Consider the following 24,929-nt stretch of genomic DNA (forward strand, 5'->3'; position numbering starts at 1 on the left):
GCGAGTCGATCACGTTCAACGCGCTTTCGAGGCTGCGCGGGACGCTGTCGTTCGCGCGCCTCGGAACATGCTTGCGGCGTTGCCCGTCGTTCATGTCGACGCGTCAAAGCCCGCTGTCGCATCCGTTTGCGCGAGCCAGGCGCGCACGCGCTCGACCGTCCACGAAGGGTCGTCGTGAGGCAGATCATGGCCCGCCCACGGATGCCGCCAGTGCTCGGCGCGCCACGCCGCCGCCAGCGACGCCGAACACGCGGGATCGACGAGGCCGTCCTCGCGCGACGACAGCACGAGCGTCGCGCATTCCGGCCGCTGCCGTCCCGCGCTGAAACGCGCGGCGGCGAGCAGTTGGCGCAGCGCATTGGCTCGACTGACGGGTGCGCTCGCGCGTATCGCGGCCCAGCTCTTCAGGTCGGCATCGCGCGTCGCGCGGTTGTTGCAGGTCAGCCGGTGAATCACGGCTTCCGCGACGCGCGCGTCGCTCCAGTGCGCCGCCGCGCGCGCGAGCGCGAGCCAGGCCGTGGGGCGCAGACGTTCGTCGAAGCGGCTGAACGGCCGCATGCTGGTGTTGATCAGCACGAGCCGCGCGATATCGGCGGGATGCCGTTGCGCCCAGCACGTCGCGACCATGCCGCCCAGCGACATCGCCAGCACGCTATAAGGTCCCGGCGCGCCACGCTCGCTCGCGGCGGCCCGCACGAACGCGACCATCTCCGGCACGCGCAGCGGCGCACGCACGCGCGCATATTCGCCGTTGCCGGGCAAGTCGATGGTCAGCACCCGCATGCCCTGCCCGCCCGCGTGGCCGTTCGCGGCGTCATCCCGCATGCCGCCGAGCGCGTCGCGCAATGCGTCCGGCAGCGCGCCCCAGTGCCGGGCTTCGCGGGTGAGGCCGCGCAACAGGATCCATGTGCTCATTGGCGCTCGGCCTTGTACCAGAGTTCGACTGCGCTTTCGAGCAACTGCTCGCGGCGGCTGCCCTGCGGCAGCCAGCGTTGCGACGCGTACGCCGCGCGCGTCAGGAAGTCGAGCAGGTTCGCGTGGCGCCGCAACACGCGCGCCGTGCGATGCGCTTTCACGGGATTGAACATGCCTTGCCGCGAGAAAATCTGGCGGGGATTTTTCTTGATCCATACCCACGAGCCGAGTTCGAGCGTCATCGGCAGGAAGATGTTGGGCGGCGGCGTGCGGTCGTAGGCCCAGTCCCACAGGTCGCCGTGCAGCAGGTACTGATGGCTCTGCGGCTCGAACATATAGCCGTGGTGCGGATGGGCGCGCTCGAACATCGTTTTCAGCGCATACATCTCCGGCAGATGCGGCATCGCGCGGCGCGTCTTCGCGTACGGAAACCAGATGCTGTCGCTCCACCCGTAGCCTGAGTGGCAATCGAGCGCGAGCGACAGCGGCCGCGTCGACAGATCCTGCTCGACGACGCGCAGCAGCGCCGCCGCCTCCGCCTCCATCGGCGCGCCAAAGCGCCCGCGATACCAGGGCAGCCACGAACCGACGCGCTGTCCGCCCGCCAGCAACGGCACGCGCTCTTCGGCATCCTGCGGCGCGTTGCGCATCAGGTCGACGCCGTTCGGATTCGCGCGCGTCGCGGCCCACATCCCGCCCGGATTGACGATCGGCATGAAGATCAGCCGGATCGACTGAAGCTGGCGCACCAGCAGCTCGTCCCATTCGAGCCGCCCGAGCAGCGCGCGCATGTAGTCGAGCACGAGTTGCGTGCCGATCCGCTCGAGCCCGTGGATGCCGCCGAAAAAGCCGATGGCGGGCGCCCGCGGATCGCGCGAGCCGATGCTCGCGGTGTGCACGGCGAACATCCGGCCGCGCACCTGCACCTCGCATACGGTACGGATCTCGAAGCTGCCGCTGCCGACCTCGAGAATCGCTTTCAGGTCTTCGTACTCCGCAAAAGTATCGGGCAAAAAGCTGAGAGCCTGCATGGGCGGCGCCGGTTGTGGTGTGAGGTTATCGGAGACGGCTCACGCTTGACGCCTCCAACTATAGCGGTTCGCGCCTGCCAATGGATGACACGACGGATGAGACCCGCGATCCGCCGTTGCGTATGTCATCTCGATGACACATGGCGGCAGGTTTTCGAAGCACCTTCCGCAACGCCGCGCCGGCTCACGCAAAGATATAGTCGTCTAGATGTTGCGACGCCTTCACTCAACCGTCACAGACGCTTTCTAGAATGTCCCACAACTTCGGGCACGCACCGGCGTCATCGACAGGACACACATGGAAGCAATCCGCATCGAACGTCTGAGCAAGACATTCGGCAACGGCCGCAAGGCGCTCGACGAAATCGACCTGCGGGTCGAGCAGGGCGAAATGGTGGCGCTGATCGGCGCGTCGGGCTCGGGCAAATCGACACTGTTGCGTCATATCGCGGGCTTCACGGTTTCGGACGCGCAGCCCTCGCAGGTGTCGATACTCGGCCGCCCCATCCAGCAGAACGGCCGCATCGTGCGCGAAGTGCGCAGCATCCGCCGCGACATCGGCTTCGTGTTCCAGCAGTTCAATCTCGTGAACCGGCTGACGGTGGAAGCGAATGTGCTGATCGGCGCGCTTGCGCGCCTGCCGCTGTGGCGACGGCTCACCGGCTGCTTTCCGCGCGGCGAGCGCGAGCTTTCGATGTCGGCGTTGAACGAGGTCGGCATCGGCGAGCATGCGCGCGAACGCGCATCGAACCTGTCGGGCGGCCAGCAGCAGCGCGCGGCGCTCGCGCGCGCGCTCGTCCAGCAGGCGCGCATCATCCTCGCCGACGAGCCGATCGCCTCGCTCGACCCCGAGTCGTCGCGCCGCGTGATGGACATGCTGCGCACGCTGAACGTCGAGCACAAGTTGACGGTGCTGGTTTCGCTGCATCAGGTCGATATCGCGATGCAGTATTGCCAGCGCACGATCGCCATGCGGCGCGGCAAGATCGTCTATGACGGCCCGTCGTCTGCATTGACACCCGCGCTGCTGCAAAAACTCTACGGCGACGATGCGCGCGATCTGCTCGAAGACAGCCCGCACGCGGGCAGCGCGACGGGCGCCACGCCCCGCGCGCGCCCGTTCTCGTTCGATGCGGCGCGCTCGGCGTAAGCCCCCTCTTTCGAAACGCAACGAAACGCTGTACCGACTCACTCACCTGGATCTCACCTGGATCAGAACTCATGAAATTTCTGCGCTCTCTGCTCGCCGGCGTCGCGGCCGTGTCGGCTTTCGCCAGCTTCGCGGCTCATGCCGAAGACCTGAACCTCGGCATCATCTCGACCGACTCGTCGGCGGTGCTCAAGCAACGCTGGCAGCCGCTCATCGACGACATGAACAAGCAGACGGGACTGAACGTGAAAGCGTTCTTCGCGACCGACTACGCGGGCATCATCGAAGGGATGCGCTTCAACAAGGTGCAGGTCGCGTATCTCGGCAACGCGTCGGCGATCGAAGCCGTCGACCGTTCGAACGGCGAAGTGTTCGCGAAGACGACGTATGCGAATGGCGACGGCGGCTACTACTCGGTGCTGGTCACGAACGTCAACAGCCGCTTCAAGACGCTCGACGACGTGTTCAGGAACACGAAGGACGTGACGCTCGGCTTCGGCGATCCGAACTCGACGTCGGGCACGCTGATTCCCGGCTACTACCTGTTCGCCCAGCACAACGCGCCTGTGCGCACGTCGTTCAAGACGGTGCTGCCGTCAAGCCACGAAGCGAACCTGCTCGCCGTCGTGAACAACAAAGTCGATATCGCGACGAACAACACCGAGATGCTCGAGACGCTGAAGAAGCAGCACCCGGACCGCTTCGCGCAGGTGCGCGTGCTGTGGCAGTCGCCGCTGATTCCGTCGGACCCGCTCGTGTGGCGCAAGGACCTGCCGGACGCGACGAAGGAGAAGGTGCGCAAGTTCTTCCTCAACTACGCGAAGACCGACGCGCACGAGAAGGCCGTGATCGCGAACATCTTCAGCTATAACGGTTTTGCTGCGTCGACGGATGCGCAATTGCTGCCGATCCGTCAGGTCGCGCTGTTCCAGCAGAAGCAGAAGATCGAGAGCGACGCATCGCTGTCGGATGCGGATCGCAAGACGCAGACGGCCGCCATCGACGCGAAGCTGTCCGCACTCAACACGCAGAAACAATGAACGCAGCCGACCTGGGCGCCGGCCGCTCGACGGAGCAGACGCAGCCGTCGTCGCACGAGGCGATGGCTGCGACGGCGGGCAAGCGCAGCTGGGCATCGATGCTCGGCTGGATCGCGGTGATCGCGGTGCTCGGCCTGTCGTGGCGCGCCGCCGACATGCGTCCGCTCGATCTGTTGTCCGACTCGGGCAACATGGGCCAGTTCGCGAAAGACTTCTTTCCGCCGGACTTTAGCGAGTGGCGCACGTATATGCACGAAATGGCCGTGACGCTGGCCGTCGCGGTGTGGGGCACTGCCTTGTCGCTGGTGTGCGCGGTGCCGTTCGGCCTGCTGTCCGCGCACAACATGGCGCCCGCATGGGTCGTGCAGCCGGTGCGCCGCGTGATGGACGCGTGCCGCGCGATCAACGAGATGGTGTTCGCAATGCTATTCATCGTTGCCGTCGGGCTCGGGCCGTTTGCGGGCGTGCTCGCGTTGTGGGTGCATACGACGGGCGTGCTCGCGAAACTCTTCGCCGAAGCTGTTGAAGCGATCGATCCGCGTCCCGCAGAAGGAGTGCGTGCGACTGGCGCGACGAGTCTCGACGAGATTATTTATGGCGTGCTGCCGCAGGTGCTGCCGTTGTGGATTTCGTATGCGCTTTACCGGTTCGAGTCGAATGTGCGCTCTGCGATGGTCGTTGGGATGGTGGGCGCCGGCGGCATCGGCGTCGTGCTGTATGAGTCGATACGGTCGTTCAATTATGCGCAGACCGCGGCTGTCATGTTGATGGTGATTGTGGTGGTTACTGTGATTGACCTGCTGTCGGCGAAATTGCGGGAGCGCGTGATTTAGGTTTTTTTGTCTGCCGACGGTTGGGGTGGGGTTTTGCTTTTTTGCTTTTTTGCTTTTTTGCTTTTTTGCTTTTTTGCTTTTTTGCTGGCATCCGCTTTTTGCCTTTGCGCCGGCATCCGCGATGCACCTTATGTTTTGCCACTATCGCTGGCATCCGCGATAGCGCCTCGCGGCGCGGGCGTTGCCCCTGTGCGGGGCGGCACCTCCTTTCTTTGCCGCGGCAAAGAAAGGAGGCAAAGAAAGCCGCTCACACCGCCAACCCTTGACCGTTAGCCACGGGCTCTCAACATCCCCATGTTTATCGCGGCAGTGTGCTGGCCCATGTCCGTCGCCAGCGCGTTGACCGGCGCCTCACCCGCTTCATGCACCCGCGTTGCACACTACGCCCTCGATTATCCGGCGCCCCCATGCGGCAAACCTATGTGGGCCTTCGCGCCATCAGAACACCTTCGCTGCGCGATGTCTCTGCACTGTTGGAGCGCTGCCCTGTGAGGCGCGACAACCAACATAGGTTTGCCGCAAAAAGGGCAGTGAAACATCAGGACGGTTAGCTGTTGTATGAGCGCGTGAAGAGGGTGAGGCATTCAATCAGCGCGCGGGCAACGGACAAGGTCAGCACGCTGCCATGCGAAGTGCGGGGGCGTTGAGAGCCCGTGGAAAAGCGTCAAGCACTGGCGGGGTGAGCGGCTTTCTTTGCTTACTTTCTTTGCCGCGGCAAAGAAAGTAAGTGCCGCCCCGCACAGGGGCAACGCTCGCGCCGCGAGGCGCAATCGCGGATGCCAGCGACAGTGGCAAAACACAACCCGCATCGCGGATGCCAGCGATAGCGGCAAGAGCAACCCGCATTCGCGGATGCCAGCGATAGTGGCAAAACAAGCCGCATCGCGGATGCCGGCGCAAAGGCAAAACAGCGGATGCCAGCGATACCGGCAGAACACCTGCAGCAAATCAGACCGCTCGCACGGGCAAACCAGACCGCATGGGCAAACCGAACCCCTTGCCCTCTCCCCCCGTTGCGCCGCACAATCTCTGTTCACTCCCTCCTTCTGGTGCCGCCCATGGCTTACGCTTCTCTCGCCACCGGCGTGCTGCTCGCAGCCGGTTATGGATCGCGCTTCGACCCGGAAGGCATCCACAACAAACTGCTCGCTCGCCTCCCCGACGGCACGCCCGTCGCACGCGAATCCGCGCACCGGCTCCTGATGGTGGTCCCGCATGTGATCGCGATCGTGCGCCCCGGCTCCGAACTGCTCGCCCGCGCACTCAACGATGCTGGCTGTCACGTGATCTTCTCCGCAAACGCCGAGCGCGGCATGGGCGCAAGCCTCGCCGCCGGCATCGAAGCAAGCGAGGACGCCGACGGCTGGATCGTCGCGCTCGCCGACATGCCCCGCATCGCCCCGCCGTCCATCGAGGCCATCGCGCGCGTCGTCGACGATGGCGCGTCGATCGTCGCGCCGTATTATCAGGGGCAACGCGGCCACCCCGTCGGCTTCGGCATCGAGCATCGCGACGCGCTGCTCGCACTCGACGGCGATACGGGCGCCCGCTCGCTCTTCACGACGCATCCCGTCACGCGCATCGATGTCGACGATCCCGGCGTGCTCAGCGATATCGATACGCCCGACGATCTGCGCAACGTCTAGCCCGCCGAATCCAGCGAACCTGCGCCCGGCCGCACGGGCTCACGCCGCTTGCGCACGGTAAGAGGATCAGGGACCGCCGTCGCCGTCGAGGTGAGCGGATACGGGCAACTTCCGGGCTTTATGCACACGCCCAGCAACCGTGCGGGCACGCCGCTTGCGCGCTGTTGCACTGCGAAACGGGCCAGCAGGCTTCGCATCATTGGTCTAAGCTGTCCACGATGAAGCGGGCGTCACACCCGTGCGCCGCGCCCGCCGGACGATCCATTCCGAATCCAGCCCAGGACCTCATGAGCGAAACCAGTCCGCGTCTTTTCATCGTGTCGCCGCATTTCGACGATGCCGTCTTCGGCTGCGGCGCGCTGCTCGCGGCGCATCCCGATGCCGCGGTCTGCACCGTGTTCGCCGCGCCGCCCGAGCAGGACATGCGCACCGACTGGGATGAAAAGGCGGGATTCACGAGTGCGCTCGAATCGGTTCACGCGCGCACGATCGAGGACGACAACGCGCTCGCCGTGCTCGACGCAATTCCCGTGCGGCTGCCGTTTCGCGACGGGCAATATCACGACTCGCCGTCGATCACAAGGCTCGCGGCCGCGCTGGAGGAAGCGATCTACGGCTCGACGGCGAATACGCTGCTGATGCCGCTCGGGCTCTTTCACGACGACCACGGCCGCGTGTTCGACGCGTGCTGCGAGATCCTGCCGCGCCTGTCGCACCTCGAATGGTTCGCATACGAGGAAGCGATCTACCGCCCGATACCGGGCCTCGTGCAGCAAAGGCTCGTCGATCTGGCAAAACGCGGGATCGTCGCAACGCCCGCGAGCCCCGCAGCCGATCGCTCGCTCGATCGCGAACGCCAGGTACTGCTCAAGCGCGAAGCCGTGTCCGCGTACGTGAGCCAGTTGCACGCATATGGTCCGCACGGCTATGACGACGTCTTCGCCGCCGAGCGCTACTGGCATCTGAGCGTCGACCGGCAGCGCCCGCGCAAGCCGAAGCAATGACGCGCGGCGCGAACCGATCGCGCCAGCAGTGTCGCGCTTCATCGCCTACGCTAGTGAATGCAGGTGCTTCGTAATTTGCCGCCAGAGCAGCGCGGACACCTCCACCGCCCCGCCGCCCGATCGGTCATATGAACCCACATGGGGCACATCGCCACGAGGTCAAACCATGCACACCACTCCGATTCCCGACCCGCACGCCGATCCGACGCGCGATCCCGAAGGTGATCCCCTCACGCCGCCGTCGCCGGGACACCACAACGATGAGCCGCAGCGTCCCGAGGGACCGCCCGACAAGGACCCCATCACGCTATGACAGCCATGTGAAGGAAGCGCCGCGAGCGCGCTCAGTCCAGCTCGATCGGCCGGCCGTGCGGCGTGCGCCGCGCCGCCGCGTCCCACGCGGCCCGCCGCTCGACAAGGCCATCGCGCGTGACGCAGCCCTTCGCGGCGGCGATGCGTTCAAGCGCCGTCAGCCAGTGTCCGTAGTACGTATCGCCGCGATCGGGGTCGCCTTGCGCCTGAGCTTCGCGGATCGTGTCGGCGAGCGCCGTCGCCCACTCCGGCCACGTGAACACGCCGCGTTCATGGAGCGCGAGTGTCATCGCGAACGCGGCCGCCTGCCACGGCGCGGCGAACACGGGGCCGGCGTCGTCGCGCGGCAAACCTGGCACCGCATCGAGCAACGCGCGCGGCGCGGTGGGCGAACCCGGCCGGGTCATGGCTGATGGGTTCGCACTCATGCCGCACCGCCTGTCTCCAGATACGGCTCCCAGCAATCGGCGCACACCGACGCAGCCGTCGTGTCCTTGCCCCACAGCTCGACGGCATCGAAGCGCACCGTGTACAGCCATTGCGGATCTTCGCCGCGGCCGAGCGCATTCGAATCGGGAAACACATGCGCGCCATGCACGGCGACGATCCGCCCGCGCTTGCCACGGCAGTAGCGCGGCAGCCGCGTGTGCGTCTGCGGATTGAGCGTCAGCGTGCGCACCGGGTCGCCGACGCCAAAGCGCGCCGGTTGCGGCGCGGGCCGCGACACGGGACTGCCGCGAAACAGCATCGGGTTGACCTGATCGGCGGCGAGCACGCGCGGCAGCGGCGCGGCGGCATGGTGCGAGATGCCGCTGTCGATCTCGTCAGGTGTCGCGAGCCCGGCGTTGATCAGCAGCTTGCGCAAGCCCGCGAACCAGATCTGATAGTAGCTGCTCGTCAGATACTGCGCGGGCGGCAGGCTCTCGCGGGCGGCACGCGACATATCGATGTTCCATTTGCCCGTCGCGCCCATCGCGATCGTCAGCGCGAGCACGCGGCGCTCCCAGTCGGCGTGGAAATACGGCTCGTCGGATTCGGGCACGACGGGCCCGAACGATTGCATCCCGCCCAGATCCTGTGCGCCGTTCATCGCTGGCCTCCCCGGTCGGGCCTTACTTCGTGGGCGCGAGCGGCAGGCCGGTGCCGATCATCGAGTCGCGCGTGACGAGCGCGGCAAGTTCGTCCTCGCTCAGCGCGCCGGTGCCGGGCGGGCACATCGGCAGCACGAGATAGCGAACTTCCGCCGTCGAATCCCACACGCGGATTTCGGTGTCGTCGGGCAGCGCGACGCCGAATTCCTCCAGCACGCCGCGCGGATCGATCACGGCGCGCGAGCGGTACGGCGCCGACTTGTACCAGATGGGCGGCAAGCCGAGCACGGGCCACGGATAGCACGAGCAAAGCGTGCAGACCACCATGTTGTGAACGCCCGGTGTATTCTCCAGCGCGACCATGTGCTCGCCCTGCCGGCCCGTGAAACCGAGCGACGCGATCGCCGCCGTCGCGTCGTCGAGCAGCCATTGGCGAAAGCCGGCGTCGCGCCATGCCTTCGCCACCACGCGCGCGCCGTTGCGCGGACCGACCTTGGTTTCGTAGGTTTCGATCAGCGCGTCGAGCGCTTTCGGATCGACATAGCCCTTTTCGATCAGCAGCGATTCCAGCGCGCGCACGCGCAGGTCCATCTCGGGCAGCGCGCTGCCTTCGTGCGCGTGATCGTGCGTAGCGTCGTGACTCATCTGCGTCTGCCTGAAGATTCGACACTCACGCAGTATGGTCGGGCAAATGGCCGATTGCAAACGGGCAACGCGCGGATCATACGCGGGTCACACTTGAATCCTGCAACGCGTTTCAGATCTCCACGCGCGCGCCCACCTCGATGACGCGATTGGCGGGCAGCTTGAAGTACGCTGCCACATTGCCGACGTTGTGCAGCATCACCGCGAACAGACGCTCGCGCCACATCGCCATGCCCGCGCCCGGCGTCGGCACGACGGTCGCGCGGCTCAGGAAGTACGACGCATCGTCGGGCTCGATGTCGAGGCCCAGCGACTTCGCCCCTTCGAGCGCTTTCGGCAGATCGACTTCATCCTTGAACCCGTAGCGGATCGTGAGCTGATAGCAGCCTTCGCAGACCTTCTGGAGTCTCAGGCGCTCGTTCTCGGCGACCCATGGAATTTCGTCGTTGTTCACGGTCAGGAACACGACGCGCCTGTGCAGCACGCGGTTGTGGATCAGGTTGTTGACGAGCGCATGCGGCACGCTGTCCGGATTGGGCGTGAGGAAGATCGCCGCGCCGTCCACGCGCACGGGCTCGCGCGCGACCAGCTTCTGCAAATACGTCCTGAGCGGCATCGTGCCCGCGCGCACGCGCGCTTCGGCGAGCATCATTTCCCAGCCGCGTCCCCACGTCGCCATGATCGTGAACATCACGAAGCCAATCAGCAGCGGGAACCAGCCGCCTTCGACGATCTTCAGCAGGTTCGCCGAGAAGAACGTCGCGTCGATGATGAAAAAGAACGCGGTCGCGAACACGCACAGAAACCAGTTGTAGTGCCATGCATAGCGCACGACGAAAAAGGTCAGCAGCGTCGTGATCAGCATCGTGCCCGTCACGGCGATGCCGTATGCCGAACCGAGCGCCGTCGACGATCCGAAGCCAAGCACGGCCGCGACCACGGCGGCGAGCAGCGTCCAGTTGATACCGGGCACATAGATCTGGCCGATCTCCCTCTCCGAGGTGTAGATGACGTTCATGCGCGGCAGAAAGCTCAACTGCATCGCCTGCTTGGTCATCGAGTAGGTGCCCGAGATCACCGCTTGCGACGCGATCACGGTCGCGACCGTCGCGAGCACGATCATCGGATAGAGCGCCCATTGCGGAAAGAGCCGGTAAAACGGGTTCTGCAGCGCGGTGGGGTCGGAGATCAGCAGCGCGCCCTGCCCCAGATAGTTCAACGCGAGCGCCGGAAAGACGAGGCCGAACCAGGTGACGCGGATCGGCCGCGCGCCGAAGTGGCCCATGTCCGCATAGAGCGCCTCGGCGCCCGTCAGCGACAGCACGACGGCGCCTAGCGCGATGAACGCGAGCCATTCGTGACGCAGGCAGAATGCAAGGCCCGCGAGTGGATCGAGCGCGGCGAGTATCGCGGGCGCGGCGACTACGTTGACGATGCCGACCACGGCCAGCACGAGGAACCACACCACCATCACGGGGCCGAACACGGCGCCGATCCCCGACGTGCCGTGCTTCTGCATCACGAACAGCGTGACGAGCGCGACCAGCGTGACGGGTATCACGCAGGTCTTCAGAAAAGGCGCGGCGACTTCCAGCCCTTCGACGGCGCTCAGCACGGAAATGGCGGGCGTGATGATGCTGTCGCCGTAGAAGAGCGACGCGCCCATCACGCCGACGATCAGCAGCACATGACGCAGCCGCGGCCGCTCCGCGACCGACGACGCCGCCAGCGCCAGCAGCGCCATGATGCCGCCCTCGCCGTGATTGTTCGCGCGCAGAATCAGCGCCACATACTTGAGCGACACCACAATGGTCAGCGACCAGAAGATCAGCGACACGATGCCGATCACATTCAAAGGCGTGAGCGGCAGACCGCTGGACGGCTCGAAGACGGTTTGCAGCGTGTAAAGCGGACTCGTGCCGATATCGCCGTAGACGACACCCAACGCGGCGAGGGCCAGTGAGCGGAGCGCCGGCTTGTGCGGCGCAGGCGCGCCGATAGGGTCAGCGCCGGGATGAATGGCGGAAAGGCTCATGTCTCCCTCCAGTGGATCGCCGCCCGTGGGCGTTTGCGTTAGCGCTTATCAGGCGATCTGAAAGCCGGTTGAATGTTCCGACGTATGACCCGGCTCGCGGTTGATCCAAGTATAGGAAGCGCAATGAGAAAAGCGCAGCGAAGCTATGCAGGCGCCGCATCACGTCGAATGTGCGTTGCACCGCTTATTTCCGTTCTGCTTAAGAAAGTTCATTGACTCGGCTTCGTGCGCGGGCATAAAATTCGCGTATTGAAATTTGAGGGGCGTTGCCTTGGACAGTTGCAGTAGTACGTTTTCGAACAGTTTCGCCGCCTGACCGGCAAGACGTCCGCGCCTTCTTCATCTAGCCGCCGTCTTGCCAGCAGGCAGACGGTGCGCGTCGCAGTTTCATCCCTCGTGCATCCTGTTTAGCGCCATTGGAGCGCAGCGCTGTCGCGTGATCGTGGCCGTCATTGCGGCCTCGTCAGGTTCGCGTGCCTGCGCTTGCGTTGCGCTTGCGTTGCGTTTTCGTGTCCGTGCCGCGTGCGTGCCCAACGCACATGCGAGCAAGGCCGGACGCGCTCACGCATGACTTGCGCATGCGGTCAAACAGGACAGCACACGCCCGCGCCCATCGCGACGAAACGTTCGACGCCGTGCGTCCTTGGCCACGCGTTTCGCGCCGTGCATTTCGCAACTTGCGGATGCGTTTTTCAACGAACCGGGAGCCGCCATGCCCGACAGTGACAGTCAGCCCGCGAATCCAGACATGCCTTTACCAACCTGAGGCAGACAAGCCAGCCGCTGTTCGATCCGATCGATTCTCCGCCGCTTGCCGCCTCGCACGCACGAGCCTTCGTGCCGGAGAACCGCTATGCACTTCCTGCTTCTTTCGACATTGCCGCATACCCGCGAAGCGCGCGCGCATTACGACGCGTTTCTTTCGCTGAACAAGGACCGGCGCCGCGTCTTCGCGACGCTCGCCCGCACGCTGGACCAAATCGTTGCCCGCCTGAGCCGGCGGTCAGCGGTTTAAACGGAAATCATTCGACCTATATCCGTTGAAGGGAGAATAACAATGGCAACGCCACCGCAAGCCCTGCCGACCCGCACCGCCGTTCTCGACGACGCGCATGTCGGCGACATTCACGGCGCGTTCGGCACGATCGCGCATCACGACACCGCGCCGCGCAACAGTTGGGGCGCGCGACTGCGCACGCTGCTCGCGATCGTCGGACCCGGCCTCATCGTGATGGTCGGCGACAACGACGCGGGCGCCTTCGGCACCTATACGCAAGCCGGGCAGAACTATGGCACCACGCTCTTGTGGACGCTGCTGCTGCTCGTGCCCGTGCTGTACGTGAACCAGGAGATGGTGCTGCGTCTTGGCGCCGTGACGGGCGTCGGACACGCGCGTCTGATCTTCGAACGCTTCGGCAAGTTCTGGGGTGCATTCAGCGTCATCGACCTGTTCATACTGAACGCGTTGACCATCGTCACTGAGTTCATCGGCATCACGTTCGTGCTCGACTTCTTCGGCGTATCGAAGGTTGCGGGCGTGTGCATCGCGGCCGCATTGACGATGGCAGCCGTCAGCACGGGCGACTTCAAACGCTTCGAGCGTTTCGCGATCGTGCTCTGCCTGTTGAGCCTGTTGCTCGTGCCCGTGCTCGTGACGATCCATCCGCCCGTCTCGCAGATGGCGCATCACCTCTTCGTGCCCGCATGGCCCGCGCATGCGAAGCTTTCCGATGTGATGCTGCTCGTGATCGGCATCGTCGGCACGACGATCGCGCCATGGCAGTTGTTCTTTCAACAGAGCTATGTGATCGACAAGCGCATCACGCCGCGCTTCATGAAGTACGAGAAGGCCGATCTGTGGATCGGCATCGTCTTCGTGCTGATCGGCGCGATCGCGATGATCTCGTTCAGCGCGGCGCTGTACGGCAACCGGCCGGAATTCGGCCAGTTCACCGACGCGGGCGGCATCATCGCCGGCCTCGAAAAGTATGCGGGCCGCACGCCAGCCGTGCTCTTCGCGATTGCGCTGATCGACGCCTGCATCATCGGCGCGGCGGCCGTGTCGCTGTCGACGGCGTATGCGATCGGCGACGTGTTCAAGATCCGTCATTCGCTGCATCGCGGCGTCGCCGATGCGAAGGGCTTCTATCTGGTGTACTTCGGCATCGTCGCGGCCGCGGCGGGACTCGTGCTGATTCCGGGCAGCCCGCTCGGCCTTCTGACGGAAGCCGTGCAGACGCTGGCAGGCGTGTTGCTGCCGAGCGCGACCGTGTTCCTGCTTCTGTTGTGCAACGACCGCGCCGTGCTCGGGCCGTGGGTCAACTCGAAGCGGCTGAACCTGTTCACGGGCGCTGTCGTGTGGGCGCTGGTGCTGCTGTCCGTGGTGCTGACGGCGTCCGTCGTCTATCCCGACCTCAGCGGCCGCGCGATCATCGAGATCCTGACGGGCGGCACGCTGCTCGCGCTCATCGTGTTCGCAGCCGCGACGGCGCTGCGCCGCATGCGCGGCACGCAAGCTGGAGAAAGCGCGGGACAAAACGCGCCAGCCGTCGGCAAGGCCGAGCGCGCGAGCTGGCGCACGCCGCCGCTCGAGGCTCTGCCCAAGCCTGCGATGACGCTCTCGCGCCGCATCTGGATGGGCGCGCTGCGCGGCTATCTGGTCGTGGCCGTTGCGCTCGTCATCGTGAAGGTCGTGCAGGTCGCGTTGACGTGAATCGGATGATCGCACGTCACTTTCGAAAAAAACCTGATATCGCGCTCGTGATCGTTGTGACACAGTAGCGCCCGCCGGTCCAGGGTGCAGTTATCTGCCGACGCAATGCGCAGCAGCAGCGCATGCCGTGCGCGTCGCATTGCGGTTGATGGGACGTGGACCGGCGCTCCCGCATGCATTCTCTGATATGACGTTTCGCGCGAAGCACGCCGCCCGCACGCGCGGCGGCGCGGTGACCTGCGGCGCGCATCCCGCTTCAGTCACCCCGGCATCCAGCGACGAGGCGAGCCGCGCTGCCAACTCGCCTCATTGCGGCGTTCGAAGACACGCACGTCATTGCAGGCGCGGGTCCAGCGCGCCTTCGTACGGCATGGGGACGGGCTTGCCGACGTGGATGGGCGGAATGCTCAAAGGCGGCAAGTCGATCGACGGGATGCCGGGCAGCGTCGGCAACGGTGCGGGCTCGATCGGTTTGGTGATCTTGAGGATGCCGCCGCGCACGGTCATCGCCGTTTGGCGGTCGATTTCTTCGATCCTCGGCAGATCTTTTATGAGCAAGGTCTTCATGATGTTTCTCCAGCAACGATAAGACAGTAAGGGATGGCGAGCGGCGGCTGCGCCGCGCTCAGCAGGCGTGCTGCACGCACCATGCCAAACGCAGCGAAGCCCGCTGCGGCGGGCCTTTGGCCGATATCGGAGAAAGCAGGTGGTTGAGCCGGGCCAACTGTCACGGGTCCAGGTGTTGGCGCGCGCATGGCGATCGGCGTGCCGTCCGCGCGGCGCCTGGATGTCGATGCGGACGAAGGACTCGCTACCGGAACCGATCCGGGGCGGCCCGTATCAGCGCGATTCGGGCCCGCGTCAGTGCGGCAGCCACGCGACGGGATCGACGGGCTTGCCGTCCTTGCGCACTTCGAACTGGATCGACGGCACGCCGGTGTTGTCCGCGCCCACTTCGCCGATGGCCTGCCCCTGCGCGACGGCTTCGCCCTCTTGCACGAGCAGCCTGCTGTTCTGGCCATAGGCCGTGATCAACGTGTCGTCATGCTTGATGATGACGAGCGGGCCATAAGCCTCGATGCCCGTACCCGCATAGACGACGCGCCCCGCCGCCGCCGCTTTCACGGGCTCGCCGGGACGGCCGCCGATCACGATCCCCTTCGACTTGCCCGGCACGAACGGCTTGAGGATCGGGCCGCGCAACGGCCACGCGAGCACGCCTTGCACGGGCGCCGCGGGCCCGGGCGGGACGGGCGTCGTGGACGGCGCTGGCGCCGGCACGGGGGTGGTTTGCGCGTAGGTCGGCGGCGCGACGCGCAGCACCTGTCCGGGCGCGACGGGCGACGACAGCGTCAGCCCGTTCCATGCGGCCACGTCCTGCGCGCGCTGGCCGTACGCACCCGCGATGCTTTGCAGCGTATCGCCCGGATTCACGCGATAAAACCCGGCGGGCACGCCACTGGCGGCGGCCCCGCCTGCCGTCCGGTAAGTGGGCGCCGTAGCGGATGTCGTTTCCCAAGGGTACGTGGCGCACGCGCCGAGCATGCTCGCGACAGCGAGCGACATCAAAACCTGCGTGACGATGTATTGCCGTTTTACTGTCATTTTTGCGGCCCTCGACGCGGTATGAAACGGCGGCCCTCGTCGGCCGGCCGTCGTGTGAACGTGCAGCGGGATCGAAAATGCAAACAGCGACGCAAATATTATGCCTTGTCCGCCCATCAAGCAGATGACGGTTGAAGAACCTCAACCGCGGCGTCAACGGCGCGGCATCGACAGGACGAGCTTCAAGACTTGACCGCTTCGTCGAATCGCTTTGCAATCCAAATCAATTTTGCCGGCTCGCGTGAAGCGTCAAACGCTGCCTTCCGACTCGATGACCAGAATGCGCGCCTCGCCGATGGGATGCGCAACATGCTCGGTCCCCGCCGACGCATGAAACACATCGCCCGCATCCAGCACTGTCGAATGCTCGACGCCCGCTTCGCGATAGCGCATCTCCACACGCCCGTCGAGCACGGCGAACACTTCTTCGCCATCGTTGACATGCCACTTGTACGGCTGGTCGGTCCAGTGCAGGCGAGTCGTAATGCCGTTCATGCAGGCGATATCGAGAGCGCCCCACGCACGCTCGGCGGTAAACGTTCTACTGCGGACGATTTTCATGGCATTGCGCAATGATCGTTGTCGGACTGGTCATTATAGTGGGCTCCGGGTGGACTCATGCCGGGGCTCATGCCGTTCGCTTATCGGCCGCAGACGACCATTTGATGCGGCTCGCGAGCCATTGCATAGAAAAAGTGCTCGTCTATACTGAAACTTGGCGCCTGTCAGGCAACCCTGCACGCCCCGCACGCCGATGTGCGGCAAGACGGTCGGTCCACCGTCAGCGGTTCAAAGCCAACGAGGAGGCCCGATGAACAAAGCCCTGTTTCTTTCCGTCCAGCTCGACGTCGACGAGATGACTTCGTCACCCGCGCTGGTCGAGTTGCTCAATGGGCATCTCGTGTTCGCCGTCGATGTCGCCGAAGCCGCCGACGCGCTCGTGCAACTGGCCAGCGTACGTCAGCTATCGAGCGGCGTGGAGGCGAGCGTCGAGATTCCCGCCGTCGCGCTCGAGCAATTGCGGCAGGCGCTCGAAACCCTCAGCGAATACGACCAGTCATGGCTCTTCGCGCTGGAACCAGCCCATGCGCTATTCGACGATATCGCGCGTTTGCAACGCACGTTGCATTGATGCGCCCGCAACCCTGAAAAGGTCAGGCCTCGCGCCCGCCTATCGAGGACTCATCGTGAAAAGCCTTCTGAACATGCGACGTACGGCCGTCGGCAATGGAGCCGCGGCCCACCTTCACTTCCCGCAGCAAACCGTCCGCAGTGCCGAGCCGGCCCGTCTCGACGATCTCCCCTCCGATGACAGCGATGTGCCCGTGGCGCCCGACGAGCAACGGACGAATGCGCCCGCGCGCCCCATCACGCCACTGCATGCGGTGCAGGTCACGCCTTCGCCGCCGAGCGGGCGCTCGGTGCAATTGGCGGACGCGGCCGAAGTCGAACGCATGGTGAACGAGGCCGAGTTCACTGCGTTCCACGTATTTCGCACTTTTGATTATTCTGTCAGCCTGCTGTTTTACCCAAAGGAACTGAAATACTACGTCGCACTGTTTCAGGAAGGGACCGTGTGGCGCGCGCTGCTCACGAGCGATATGAACACCGCGAAGCAGTTGTTTCATCACATGCAGGAGCAGGCGATACGCCTCGCCGATACCGAGACGCGGCGTCTGCAGCTCGAAGCCCAGAACGAGCAGTTGAAGCGCATGATCGCCGAGTCCGAAGCGCACGCCGAACGGCTGCGCCGGGGCTTGCAGCGCACGGCCGCGCAGGATCAGTCGATGACCGCGAAGCAGCATCAGTTGCGCAAGGAGGTCGCGCAACTGGAAGCGCAGCGCACGGCCGCGCAGGCGCAACTGAACAAGATGCATCGGCAGTTGCATCAGCTGAACGTCGCGAGCAACGAGGCGATACCGCACATGCCGCGTTGATGGATCGGCGGCGGCCGCCGGCCTCGCCCGAAACGGGACGAGCGACGCGCACGCGTTTGCAGCGCGCGAACGAAACGACGCCGGCCAGGATCATCTGGCCGGCGTCGTTTTTTTGATGCTGGGCTGCCGCTGCGACTACGGCTTGCAGCGGCGCACGTCAGGCTATGCTATCGCCTCGGCTCAGTTGCCGAAAAACACCGAACGCGGACCCTTTTCATCGGCCAGCGTGCGGCCTGCCTGCGACGTGCCGTTGGCCTGCGCGCCATAGCCGCTCGTGTCGGCTTGCGCGACGGTGTCTTGCGCGTGGACACGCGCTTCGGCGGCCTGGATGTTGTTCGGGTAGTTCTGGCGATCCGACAGCGGGTCGTAGCCGGCCTTTTCCAGACGTGCCAGATCGGCGCGAACTTCGGCGCGCGTCAGCGGCTGCTGGTTCGACTGGGCAAACGATGCAACGGGAGCGGCGACTGCGGCAGCAAGAACGACTGCGGAAATCAGGGCTTTCATGGACTACCTCCGAGAGCTTGTTTTTTGGTTTGCCGAGGACATCGGGCCCGTCAGCGTTGATGGAAGTCTACGGAAGGCTGCGACCTAGGGAAATCCCGGATTCGTTGAAACTCTATTGCGAAAATTGAGATAATTCGCGCGACCCGCGCGCGCCTTGCATCTTTAAGATCAAAATTCGACAACACTGTGTTCCAAAAAATGTGCAGACCGGCAGCATGCGGACGATTGCGCGCGCAAAAAAACGCCCCGGCGGCGTGTAAGCCATCGGGGCGTCGCGAACGAAGCGGGCCTTTTGTACGAAGATCCGCCAGCTGTTCGGATCAGGACCAGTTCGCGTGGAAGCTGCCCGGCTTGTCGAGGCGCTCGAACGTATGCGCGCCGAAGAAGTCGCGCTGCGCCTGCACGAGGTTCGCGGGCAGACGCGCCGAGCGGTAGCCGTCGAAGTATGCGATCGCCGACGAGAACGCCGGCACGGGCACGCCTGCCGCCGTCGCGGCGATCACCACTTCGCGCAGCGCCGCCTGGTAGTTCGCGGCGATGTCGCGGAAATACGGGTCGAGCAGCAGGTTGGCGATCTGCTTGTCCTTCGTGTAGGCGTCCGTGATCTTCTGCAGGAAGCGGGCGCGGATGATACAGCCAGCGCGGAAAATCTTCGCAATCGTGCCGTAGTCGAGATCCCACTTGTACTCGTCCGACGCCGCGCGCAATTGCGCGAAGCCCTGTGCGTACGAGATCACCTTGCTGAAATACAGCGCGCGGCGCACGGATTCGATGAACGCGGCGCGGTCGCCGGAAAACGCGTTGGCGGCCGGGCCTTCCAGCACCTTGCTCGCCGCGACGCGCTGATCCTTCAGCGACGACAGCACGCGCGCGAACACGGCTTCCGTGATGAGCGGCAGCGGCGCGCCGAGGTCGAGCGCGTTCTGGCTCGTCCACTTGCCCGTGCCCTTTTGCGCGGCGCGGTCCATGATCACATCGACGAGATCCTTGCCCGTCTCGTCGTCCTTCTTGCCGAAGATCTTCGACGTGATCTCGATCAGGTAGCTGTCCAGCTCGCCCTTGTTCCATTCGGTATAGACCGTGCCCAGTTCTTCATTCGACAGGCCGACCACCTGCTTGAGCACCGCGTAGCTTTCGGCGATCAGCTGCATGTCGCCGTATTCGATGCCGTTGTGCACCATCTTCACGAAATGGCCCGCGCCGTCCGGGCCCATGTACGCGACGCACGGCTCGCCGTCCGGCGCCTTCGCCGCGATCTCCGTGAGAATCGGTGCAACGAGGTCGTACGCTTCGCGCTGGCCGCCCGGCATGATCGACGGGCCCTTGAGCGCGCCTTCCTCGCCGCCCGACACGCCCGTGCCGATGAAGTGCAGGCCGGATTTCGCGAGCTCCTGGTTGCGGCGGATCGTGTCGGTGAAATGCGTGTTGCCGCCGTCGATCAGGATGTCGCCCTTGTCGAGCAGCGGACGCAGCGCGGCAATCGTCGCATCCGTGCCTTCGCCCGCCTTCACCATCATCAGGATGCGGCGCGGCTTTTCCAGCGAATCGACGAATTCTTCCAGCGTATAGGTCGGAACCAGCTTATGGTCGGGAAACTCCGCGATCAGTTCGTCGGTTTTCTCGCGGGTGCGGTTGAACACGGAGACCGCGTGACCACGGCTTTCGATGTTCAGCGCCAGATTCCGGCCCATCACCGCCAGCCCCACTACGCCGATTGCCTGTTTGCCCATGTGAATTCTCCAGATTCCAGTAAGTCGTGAAGCCGCGCCAACCCGTAAGGCGCAGCATCGAGGATGAAAGAATAAAAGAAATGACGGGATGACGCTCGCGTGCTCCTGGTCCGTCATGTCCGCGTGGCGCCTCCACCAGCGGCCCTCGCGGCCGGCACGGACGATGCATGCTGCTTTCGCTGCGCTTTCGAGCTGTCCGCTTTCGTGAAAGCTGCTTCCGATGCTTCGTTGCCGCGGCTTTCGCCGCGCCCCTTCATGCATGCCGCCGTCGACAACCCCTGCGCTGCGCCGTCTCTAAAGCTTAGTCCGCGAAACGCATCGCGGCGGACAACGGGCGGACAACGGGCCGACAACGGGCGCATAACGGGCGAACATCTGCGCGCAAGCGTCAGACTGGCCGCCGCTAGCGTTTCCGGAACACGAGGCTGAAGTTGTTGGCGGGCATCGCGACGGGCTCGTCGCCGTCGAAACCCGCCGCGTCCGCCAGCGCCACGACATCCTCCATGTCGCGCACGCCCCATGCGGGATTGCGGCTTTTCAACTGAGTGTCGAACGCCGCATTGCTGTCCGACGTATGCGCGCCGCCGCGCCGGTACGGCCCGTACAGATACAGCACGCCGCCCGCGCCAAGCAGCCGCCCGGCGCCGCCGATCAAAGCCTGCGCCGACGTCCACGGCGAAATGTGGATCATGTTGATGCAGACGATCGCGTCGGCGGCATCGATGCCCCACTGCGCGTCGCGCACGTCGAGCGCGAGCGGCGCGCGCACATTGGGCAGGCCGGCTGCCGCCGTCCACGCGGCAACCGACGCGCGCGCCTCCTCGTCGGGATCGCTTGGCTGCCAGACGAGTTGCGGCAGCGCCGCAGCGAAGTGAATGGCGTGCTGGCCCGTGCCGCTGGCGATTTCGAGCACGAGGCCCGTCGCGGGCAGCACCCGTTCGAGCACGGCGAGGATCGGCTCGCGGTTGCGCTCGGCGGAAGGCGCGTGCTGGCGCAAGGTGAGGTTTGGCGTAGTCATCGCGATCAATAGAGACTGGTGCGCATACGTTCGGCGAGGTCGCGATCATACGCGAGCGCGTCGAAACGCTCACCGAAAATCCGCTTGTGCATGTCGCCCGCGCTTGGCAGCCGCGCACGCTCGACGTGGCGCGCCGGGTCCCACAGCTTCGAGCGCGCGAGCGCTTTCGAGCAGTGAAAGTACACGGCATCGATATCGACGATCAGCACCGAGCGCGGCTTCCTGCCGTCGACGGCGAAGCGCTCGAGCAGCGATTCGTCAATGGAAATGCGTCCGCGCCCGTTGACGCGCAGCGTCTCGCCGACGCCGGGCACGATGAACAGCAAGCCGACATGCGGATTGACGATCACATTGCGCAAGCTGTCGATACGGTTGTTGCCGATGCGGTCCGGAATCGCGAGCGTACGCTCGTCGATCAGCCGCACGAAACCCGGCGCATCGCCGCGCGGCGAGCAATCGAGCCCTTCGGGGCCCGCTGTCGCCAGCATGACGAACGGCGAATGCTCGATGAACGCGCGATAGCACTCGTTGACGTACGGGATTTCCTTACGCACCGAGCGCTCGTGCGGCTGTCCATAGAGCGCTTCGAGTTCTTCGATCGACGTCAGCATCGGCGTTTCCTTCGTGAGTTGCGCGATCGCATCGCGCGTGTTCGGTCAGCGGGCGGCAAGACTCGCGGCGAGCGCGGCAAGCGCGTCGCCGCACGGCGCTTCCACTTTCAGCGACAGCAAAGCATCGGCGCGCGTGCGCCCGAGGTTGATCGCGGCGATCGGCTTGCCCAGCTTCTGCGCCCACACGCAAAAGCGGTAACCCGAATACACCATCAGCGACGAGCCGACGACGAGCATCCCATCGGCGGCATCGAGCGCGTGCATCGCCGCTTCGACACGCGCCTTCGGCACGTTCTCGCCGAAGAACACCACCGCTGGCTTGAGCAGTCCGCCGCAATTCGGGCACGCGGGAATGCGGAACGCGCCGAGGTCGTGCCATTCGAGATGCGCGTCGCCATCGGCGGCAGGCTCGGCGATCACATCGAGCAACGCGGGATTCCCGTCGATCAGCACCTGCTGGATCGACGCGCGCGCGTGCTGCGTGCCGCAATCGAGACACGTCACTTCCCCGATGCTGCCATGCAGTTCGATCACGTCGCTGCTGCCCGCTCGCTGGTGCAGGCCGTCGACGTTCTGCGTGACGAGCGCGCGCACGTGCTCGGCCGCTTCGAGCCGCGCGAGCGCCCGATGCGCGGCGTTCGGCTGCGCGTTCGCGACGACGGGCCAGCCGACCGTGCTGCGCGCCCAGTAGCGTTGGCGCGACGCGATGGAGCCGAGAAATTCCTGCAACGTGATGGGCGGCGATCGCTTCCAGGCGCCGCTTTCGTCGCGATAGCCGGGGATGCCGGAGTCGGTGCTGATGCCCGCGCCCGTCAGCACGAAAAGCCGCGGATGGCGTTCGACGAAGTCTTGCAGCGCGGCGAGCGCGGGTGGATCGATCAACGGGAACATGAGGCGGAAGATGCGTCGGTCATGAAGGCGCACGGGACAGTGCGTGCGGACTCGGCTTCGGCGGCTGCGCTCACCGCTGCGTGCGCGGCTTCGCTGCGCGTCGTGCGGGCTTCGGGTGCCGCGCCTCCCAGGCGGCCAGCGCCGCGCGATACCGCGTGACCTCCTCTTCGTACAGGTCGAAAACGCACGGGTCGCAGCCGCTATGACAGCAATCGTCAGGGTCGGGGCGCGTGGGCGGCGTGGGGCGCGGATCGTCGTCGGCCGGCGCGCTTCGGCGCGAAGCCTCGTCTGCAGTCACAGCCACTTCCAGAGTTTGGCGAAGCGTCCAGTATAAATCGGCGAGGCGCGCCGCGCTGCCGATCCACTGCTTGATGCACTGTTGATGCATTGCTTGACGCGGCGCCGCCCGCGCGTGTCCACATGGCCGTCAGGCGCCTGCCCGGTGGCACGCTTGCGCTGCGCTCACGGACGCCGCGCCGAGCCGCAACTCAGCCACGCCCCACGAACGGCATCTTGCTCGCCATGATCGTCATGAATTGCACGTTCGCCGCCAGCGGCAAATTCGCCATGTGCAGCACGGCGTCCGCGACGTACTCGACGTCCATCAGCGGTTCGACGGCGATCGTGCCGTTGGCCTGCGCCACGCCGCGCGCCATCCGCTCGGCCATTTCCGTCGCCGCATTGCCGATGTCGATCTGGCCGCAGACGATGTCATAAGGCCGACCGTCGAGCGACACCGATTTGGTGAGGCCCGTGATCGCGTGCTTCGTCGCCGTGTACGCGCTGCTGAACGGCCGCGGCGCATGCGCGGAAATCGAACCGTTGTTGATGATGCGCCCGCCGCGCGGCGTCTGCGCCTTCATCATCGCGAACGCTGCGCGCGTGCAGAGAAACACGCCCGTCAGATTCGTATCGACGACGCAACGCCAGTCGTCGAGTTCGATCTGGTCGATTTCGACGGGCGGCGCATTGCGGCCCGCGTTGTTGAACAGCACGTCGAGCCGGCCATAGCGCAGCCGGATCACATCGAAGAGCGAGGCGACGCTCGCCGCGTCCGTCACGTCGCACGCGACGGCGAGCGCGTCGTTGCCCTGCTCTTGCGCTTCGTTGGCGAGCGCGTCGAGCGGGGCCTGCCTGCGCCCCGCCAGCACGACGCTGTAGCCGTTCGCGAGCAGTTTGCGCGCCGTCGCGCGGCCGATGCCGCTGCCCGCGCCCGTCACGAGCGCGACCTTTTTCTGCGTCTGGGCTGCTTCTGCCGATGCTTGCGTCACAACATGTCTCCGGGTCGGGCCGTCCGCGACAGCTCGCGACGCACGTTCAATCGAGCGCGCGGTCGTTCGGCTTCGCGAACAGCAATTTCATTTCCGCCGACAGCGGATAGTTCAGGTTGATGCCCTTCGGCGGAATCGGCTGTGTGAACCACTTCTGATAAAGGTTCGCCGCTTCGCCCGAAGTTTGCAAGCGCGCAATCACGCCGTCCGCGAGTTTCTTGAAGCCCGGGTCGTCCTTGCGAAACATGCAGCCGTAGACTTCCGACATCGGCGACGTGCCTGTGATCAGATAGTCGTCGGCATTCGATTCCTTCGCCTTCGCGCCATACAGCAGCGGATCATCCATCACGAACGCGACGGCGCGTCCCGTCTTCACGTTGAGGAACGACTCGGCGTGATCCTTCGCGCTGATGAGGCGCATGTTCATCGACTTCTCCGCGTTCATCTGGCGCAGCAGCCGCTCTTCCGACGTGCCCGCTGTCGTCACGACCGTCCTGTTGGCGAGATCGCCGAAGTCCTTCACGCCGGAGTCCTTCTTCACGATCATGCGCACGCCGTACTGGAAGAAGCTGTTGGAGAACGCGACCTGGTTATCGCGCTCTTTCGTGTGCGTGGTCGAGCCGCACTCGATGTCGATGGTGCCGTTCTGCACGAGTGGGATGCGGTTCTGCGACGTGATGGGAATCTCGCGCACCTTGAGGTCGGGCATGTTGAGTTCTTTCTTGACCTCATCGACGATCTTCAGCGCGATTGCCTGCGAATAGCCGATCACGTGCTGCTGCTCATCGTAGTACGAGAACGGCACCGACGACTCGCGCACGCCCAGCGAAATCGCGCCCGTCTCGCGGATCTTTTTCAGCGTCGCGCTCTCCTGCGCCTGTGCGTGGCCTGCGGCGCCTGTTGCGATCAGCACGGCAAGCATGGCTTTCGTCGTCGTTCTCATGTCG

27 protein-coding genes are annotated in these 24,929 nt (G+C 65.0%); 10 read left to right on the forward strand and 17 right to left on the reverse strand.

All coding sequences use genetic code 11. The features are described 5' to 3' along the window. Positions 1-90: 90 nt before the first annotated feature. Both J8I87_RS06455 and J8I87_RS06460 read right to left on the reverse strand, forming a co-directional pair. A complete protein-coding gene (locus J8I87_RS06455; protein ID WP_209930602.1) occupies positions 91-915 on the reverse strand; it encodes an alpha/beta fold hydrolase in 825 nt (274 codons plus the stop codon). Beyond that, the gene (locus J8I87_RS06460) at positions 912-1,946 is read right to left on the reverse strand and encodes a M14 family zinc carboxypeptidase (protein WP_209930603.1); all 1,035 of its coding nucleotides are present in this window, start codon (positions 1,944-1,946) and stop codon (positions 912-914) included. The genes J8I87_RS06455 and J8I87_RS06460 overlap by 4 nt, the downstream gene beginning before the upstream one ends. Before the next feature lie 298 nt (positions 1,947-2,244). Here J8I87_RS06460 and phnC point away from each other — a divergent pair, with 298 nt between their 5' ends. From phnC to J8I87_RS06490, 6 genes are all read left to right on the forward strand, one after another. Further along, complete coding sequence (gene phnC / locus J8I87_RS06465) at positions 2,245-3,096, forward strand: phosphonate ABC transporter ATP-binding protein (RefSeq protein WP_209930604.1); 852 nt, start codon at positions 2,245-2,247, stop codon at positions 3,094-3,096. 71 nt (positions 3,097-3,167) lie between these two features. Next, positions 3,168-4,136, forward strand: coding sequence for a phosphonate ABC transporter substrate-binding protein (gene phnD / locus J8I87_RS06470; RefSeq protein WP_209930605.1), 969 nt, complete (start codon positions 3,168-3,170; stop codon positions 4,134-4,136). Next, the gene (gene phnE / locus J8I87_RS06475) at positions 4,133-4,969 is read left to right on the forward strand and encodes a phosphonate ABC transporter, permease protein PhnE (RefSeq protein WP_209930606.1); all 837 of its coding nucleotides are present in this window, start codon (positions 4,133-4,135) and stop codon (positions 4,967-4,969) included. Before phnD ends, phnE begins: the two co-directional genes overlap by 4 nt. Positions 4,970-6,027: 1,058 nt before the next feature. Continuing rightward, positions 6,028-6,615: an NTP transferase domain-containing protein gene (locus J8I87_RS06480; RefSeq protein ID WP_209930607.1), complete on the forward strand. Its 588-nt coding sequence runs from the start codon at positions 6,028-6,030 to the stop codon at positions 6,613-6,615. A 287-nt stretch (positions 6,616-6,902) separates the two neighbouring features. Beyond that, positions 6,903-7,619, forward strand: coding sequence for a PIG-L deacetylase family protein (locus J8I87_RS06485; protein WP_209930608.1), 717 nt, complete (start codon positions 6,903-6,905; stop codon positions 7,617-7,619). Between the two features lie 166 nt (positions 7,620-7,785). Then, a complete protein-coding gene (locus tag J8I87_RS06490; protein ID WP_209930609.1) occupies positions 7,786-7,932 on the forward strand; it encodes a hypothetical protein in 147 nt (48 codons plus the stop codon). A 31-nt stretch (positions 7,933-7,963) separates the two neighbouring features. On the opposite strand, the gene J8I87_RS06495 is transcribed toward J8I87_RS06490, so the two are convergent. The 4 genes from J8I87_RS06495 to J8I87_RS06510 all read right to left on the reverse strand — a co-directional run bounded on the left by J8I87_RS06495 (position 7,964) and on the right by J8I87_RS06510 (position 11,702). Next, positions 7,964-8,338, reverse strand: a complete 375-nt coding sequence (locus J8I87_RS06495; protein WP_209930655.1) for a nitrile hydratase accessory protein — start codon at positions 8,336-8,338, stop codon at positions 7,964-7,966. A 17-nt stretch (positions 8,339-8,355) separates the two neighbouring features. Then, entirely contained in the window at positions 8,356-9,021 is a 666-nt protein-coding gene (gene nthB, locus J8I87_RS06500) for a nitrile hydratase subunit beta (RefSeq protein ID WP_209930610.1), read from the reverse strand. A gap of 22 nt (positions 9,022-9,043) precedes the next feature. Next, positions 9,044-9,667, reverse strand: coding sequence for a nitrile hydratase subunit alpha (gene nthA, locus J8I87_RS06505; RefSeq protein WP_209930611.1), 624 nt, complete (start codon positions 9,665-9,667; stop codon positions 9,044-9,046). 112 nt (positions 9,668-9,779) lie between these two features. Continuing rightward, positions 9,780-11,702 (reverse strand): potassium transporter Kup, encoded by a 1,923-nt coding sequence (locus J8I87_RS06510; RefSeq protein ID WP_209930612.1) that lies wholly within the window; start codon positions 11,700-11,702, stop codon positions 9,780-9,782. An 853-nt stretch (positions 11,703-12,555) separates the two neighbouring features. On the opposite strand from J8I87_RS06510, the gene J8I87_RS06515 reads away from it, so the two are divergent. Next, positions 12,556-12,717, forward strand: a complete 162-nt coding sequence (locus tag J8I87_RS06515; protein WP_209930613.1) for a hypothetical protein — start codon at positions 12,556-12,558, stop codon at positions 12,715-12,717. A gap of 42 nt (positions 12,718-12,759) precedes the next feature. Continuing rightward, complete coding sequence (locus J8I87_RS06520) at positions 12,760-14,415, forward strand: NRAMP family divalent metal transporter (protein ID WP_209930614.1); 1,656 nt, start codon at positions 12,760-12,762, stop codon at positions 14,413-14,415. Between the two features lie 333 nt (positions 14,416-14,748). Here the strand turns inward: J8I87_RS06520 and J8I87_RS06525 are convergent, their stop codons facing one another. From J8I87_RS06525 to J8I87_RS06535, 3 genes are all read right to left on the reverse strand, one after another. Further along, positions 14,749-14,982 carry a hypothetical protein gene (locus J8I87_RS06525; RefSeq protein WP_209930615.1) on the reverse strand — a complete coding sequence of 78 codons (234 nt, stop codon included), beginning with the start codon at positions 14,980-14,982 and terminating at the stop codon, positions 14,749-14,751. Between the two features lie 294 nt (positions 14,983-15,276). After that, complete coding sequence (locus J8I87_RS06530) at positions 15,277-16,020, reverse strand: peptidoglycan DD-metalloendopeptidase family protein (RefSeq protein ID WP_209930616.1); 744 nt, start codon at positions 16,018-16,020, stop codon at positions 15,277-15,279. A gap of 249 nt (positions 16,021-16,269) precedes the next feature. Beyond that, positions 16,270-16,581, reverse strand: a complete 312-nt coding sequence (locus J8I87_RS06535; RefSeq protein WP_209930617.1) for a cupin domain-containing protein — start codon at positions 16,579-16,581, stop codon at positions 16,270-16,272. A gap of 250 nt (positions 16,582-16,831) precedes the next feature. On the opposite strand from J8I87_RS06535, the gene J8I87_RS06540 reads away from it, so the two are divergent. After that, positions 16,832-17,152 carry a hypothetical protein gene (locus J8I87_RS06540; RefSeq protein ID WP_209930618.1) on the forward strand — a complete coding sequence of 107 codons (321 nt, stop codon included), beginning with the start codon at positions 16,832-16,834 and terminating at the stop codon, positions 17,150-17,152. 55 nt (positions 17,153-17,207) lie between these two features. Continuing rightward, positions 17,208-17,957 carry a DUF2968 domain-containing protein gene (locus J8I87_RS06545; protein ID WP_409518726.1) on the forward strand — a complete coding sequence of 250 codons (750 nt, stop codon included), beginning with the start codon at positions 17,208-17,210 and terminating at the stop codon, positions 17,955-17,957. A 180-nt stretch (positions 17,958-18,137) separates the two neighbouring features. Here the strand turns inward: J8I87_RS06545 and J8I87_RS06550 are convergent, their stop codons facing one another. From J8I87_RS06550 to J8I87_RS06585, 8 genes are all read right to left on the reverse strand, one after another. Then, entirely contained in the window at positions 18,138-18,461 is a 324-nt protein-coding gene (locus tag J8I87_RS06550; protein WP_209930620.1) for a DUF4148 domain-containing protein, read from the reverse strand. Positions 18,462-18,781: 320 nt separating this feature from the next. Further along, positions 18,782-20,191 (reverse strand): NADP-dependent phosphogluconate dehydrogenase, encoded by a 1,410-nt coding sequence (gene gndA / locus J8I87_RS06555; RefSeq protein ID WP_209930621.1) that lies wholly within the window; start codon positions 20,189-20,191, stop codon positions 18,782-18,784. 403 nt (positions 20,192-20,594) lie between these two features. Next, complete coding sequence (locus tag J8I87_RS06560) at positions 20,595-21,209, reverse strand: DUF938 domain-containing protein (protein WP_209930622.1); 615 nt, start codon at positions 21,207-21,209, stop codon at positions 20,595-20,597. A gap of 5 nt (positions 21,210-21,214) precedes the next feature. After that, on the reverse strand, positions 21,215-21,820 hold the full coding sequence (locus J8I87_RS06565; RefSeq protein WP_209930623.1) for a pyridoxamine 5'-phosphate oxidase family protein: 606 nt from the start codon (positions 21,818-21,820) through the stop codon (positions 21,215-21,217). A gap of 45 nt (positions 21,821-21,865) precedes the next feature. Next, a complete protein-coding gene (locus tag J8I87_RS06570; RefSeq protein ID WP_209930624.1) occupies positions 21,866-22,711 on the reverse strand; it encodes an NAD-dependent protein deacetylase in 846 nt (281 codons plus the stop codon). Positions 22,712-22,781: 70 nt separating this feature from the next. Next, a complete protein-coding gene (locus J8I87_RS06575) occupies positions 22,782-23,009 on the reverse strand; it encodes an oxidoreductase-like domain-containing protein (protein WP_313064044.1) in 228 nt (75 codons plus the stop codon). Between the two features lie 190 nt (positions 23,010-23,199). Further along, positions 23,200-23,982, reverse strand: a complete 783-nt coding sequence (locus tag J8I87_RS06580) for an SDR family oxidoreductase (RefSeq protein WP_209930626.1) — start codon at positions 23,980-23,982, stop codon at positions 23,200-23,202. 46 nt (positions 23,983-24,028) lie between these two features. After that, the gene (locus tag J8I87_RS06585) at positions 24,029-24,925 is read right to left on the reverse strand and encodes a glutamate/aspartate ABC transporter substrate-binding protein (protein WP_209930627.1); all 897 of its coding nucleotides are present in this window, start codon (positions 24,923-24,925) and stop codon (positions 24,029-24,031) included. Between the last annotated feature and the right edge of the window lie 4 nt (positions 24,926-24,929).

Source organism: Paraburkholderia sp. LEh10 (assembly GCF_017814945.1).
Classification (GTDB): domain Bacteria; phylum Pseudomonadota; class Gammaproteobacteria; order Burkholderiales; family Burkholderiaceae; genus Paraburkholderia.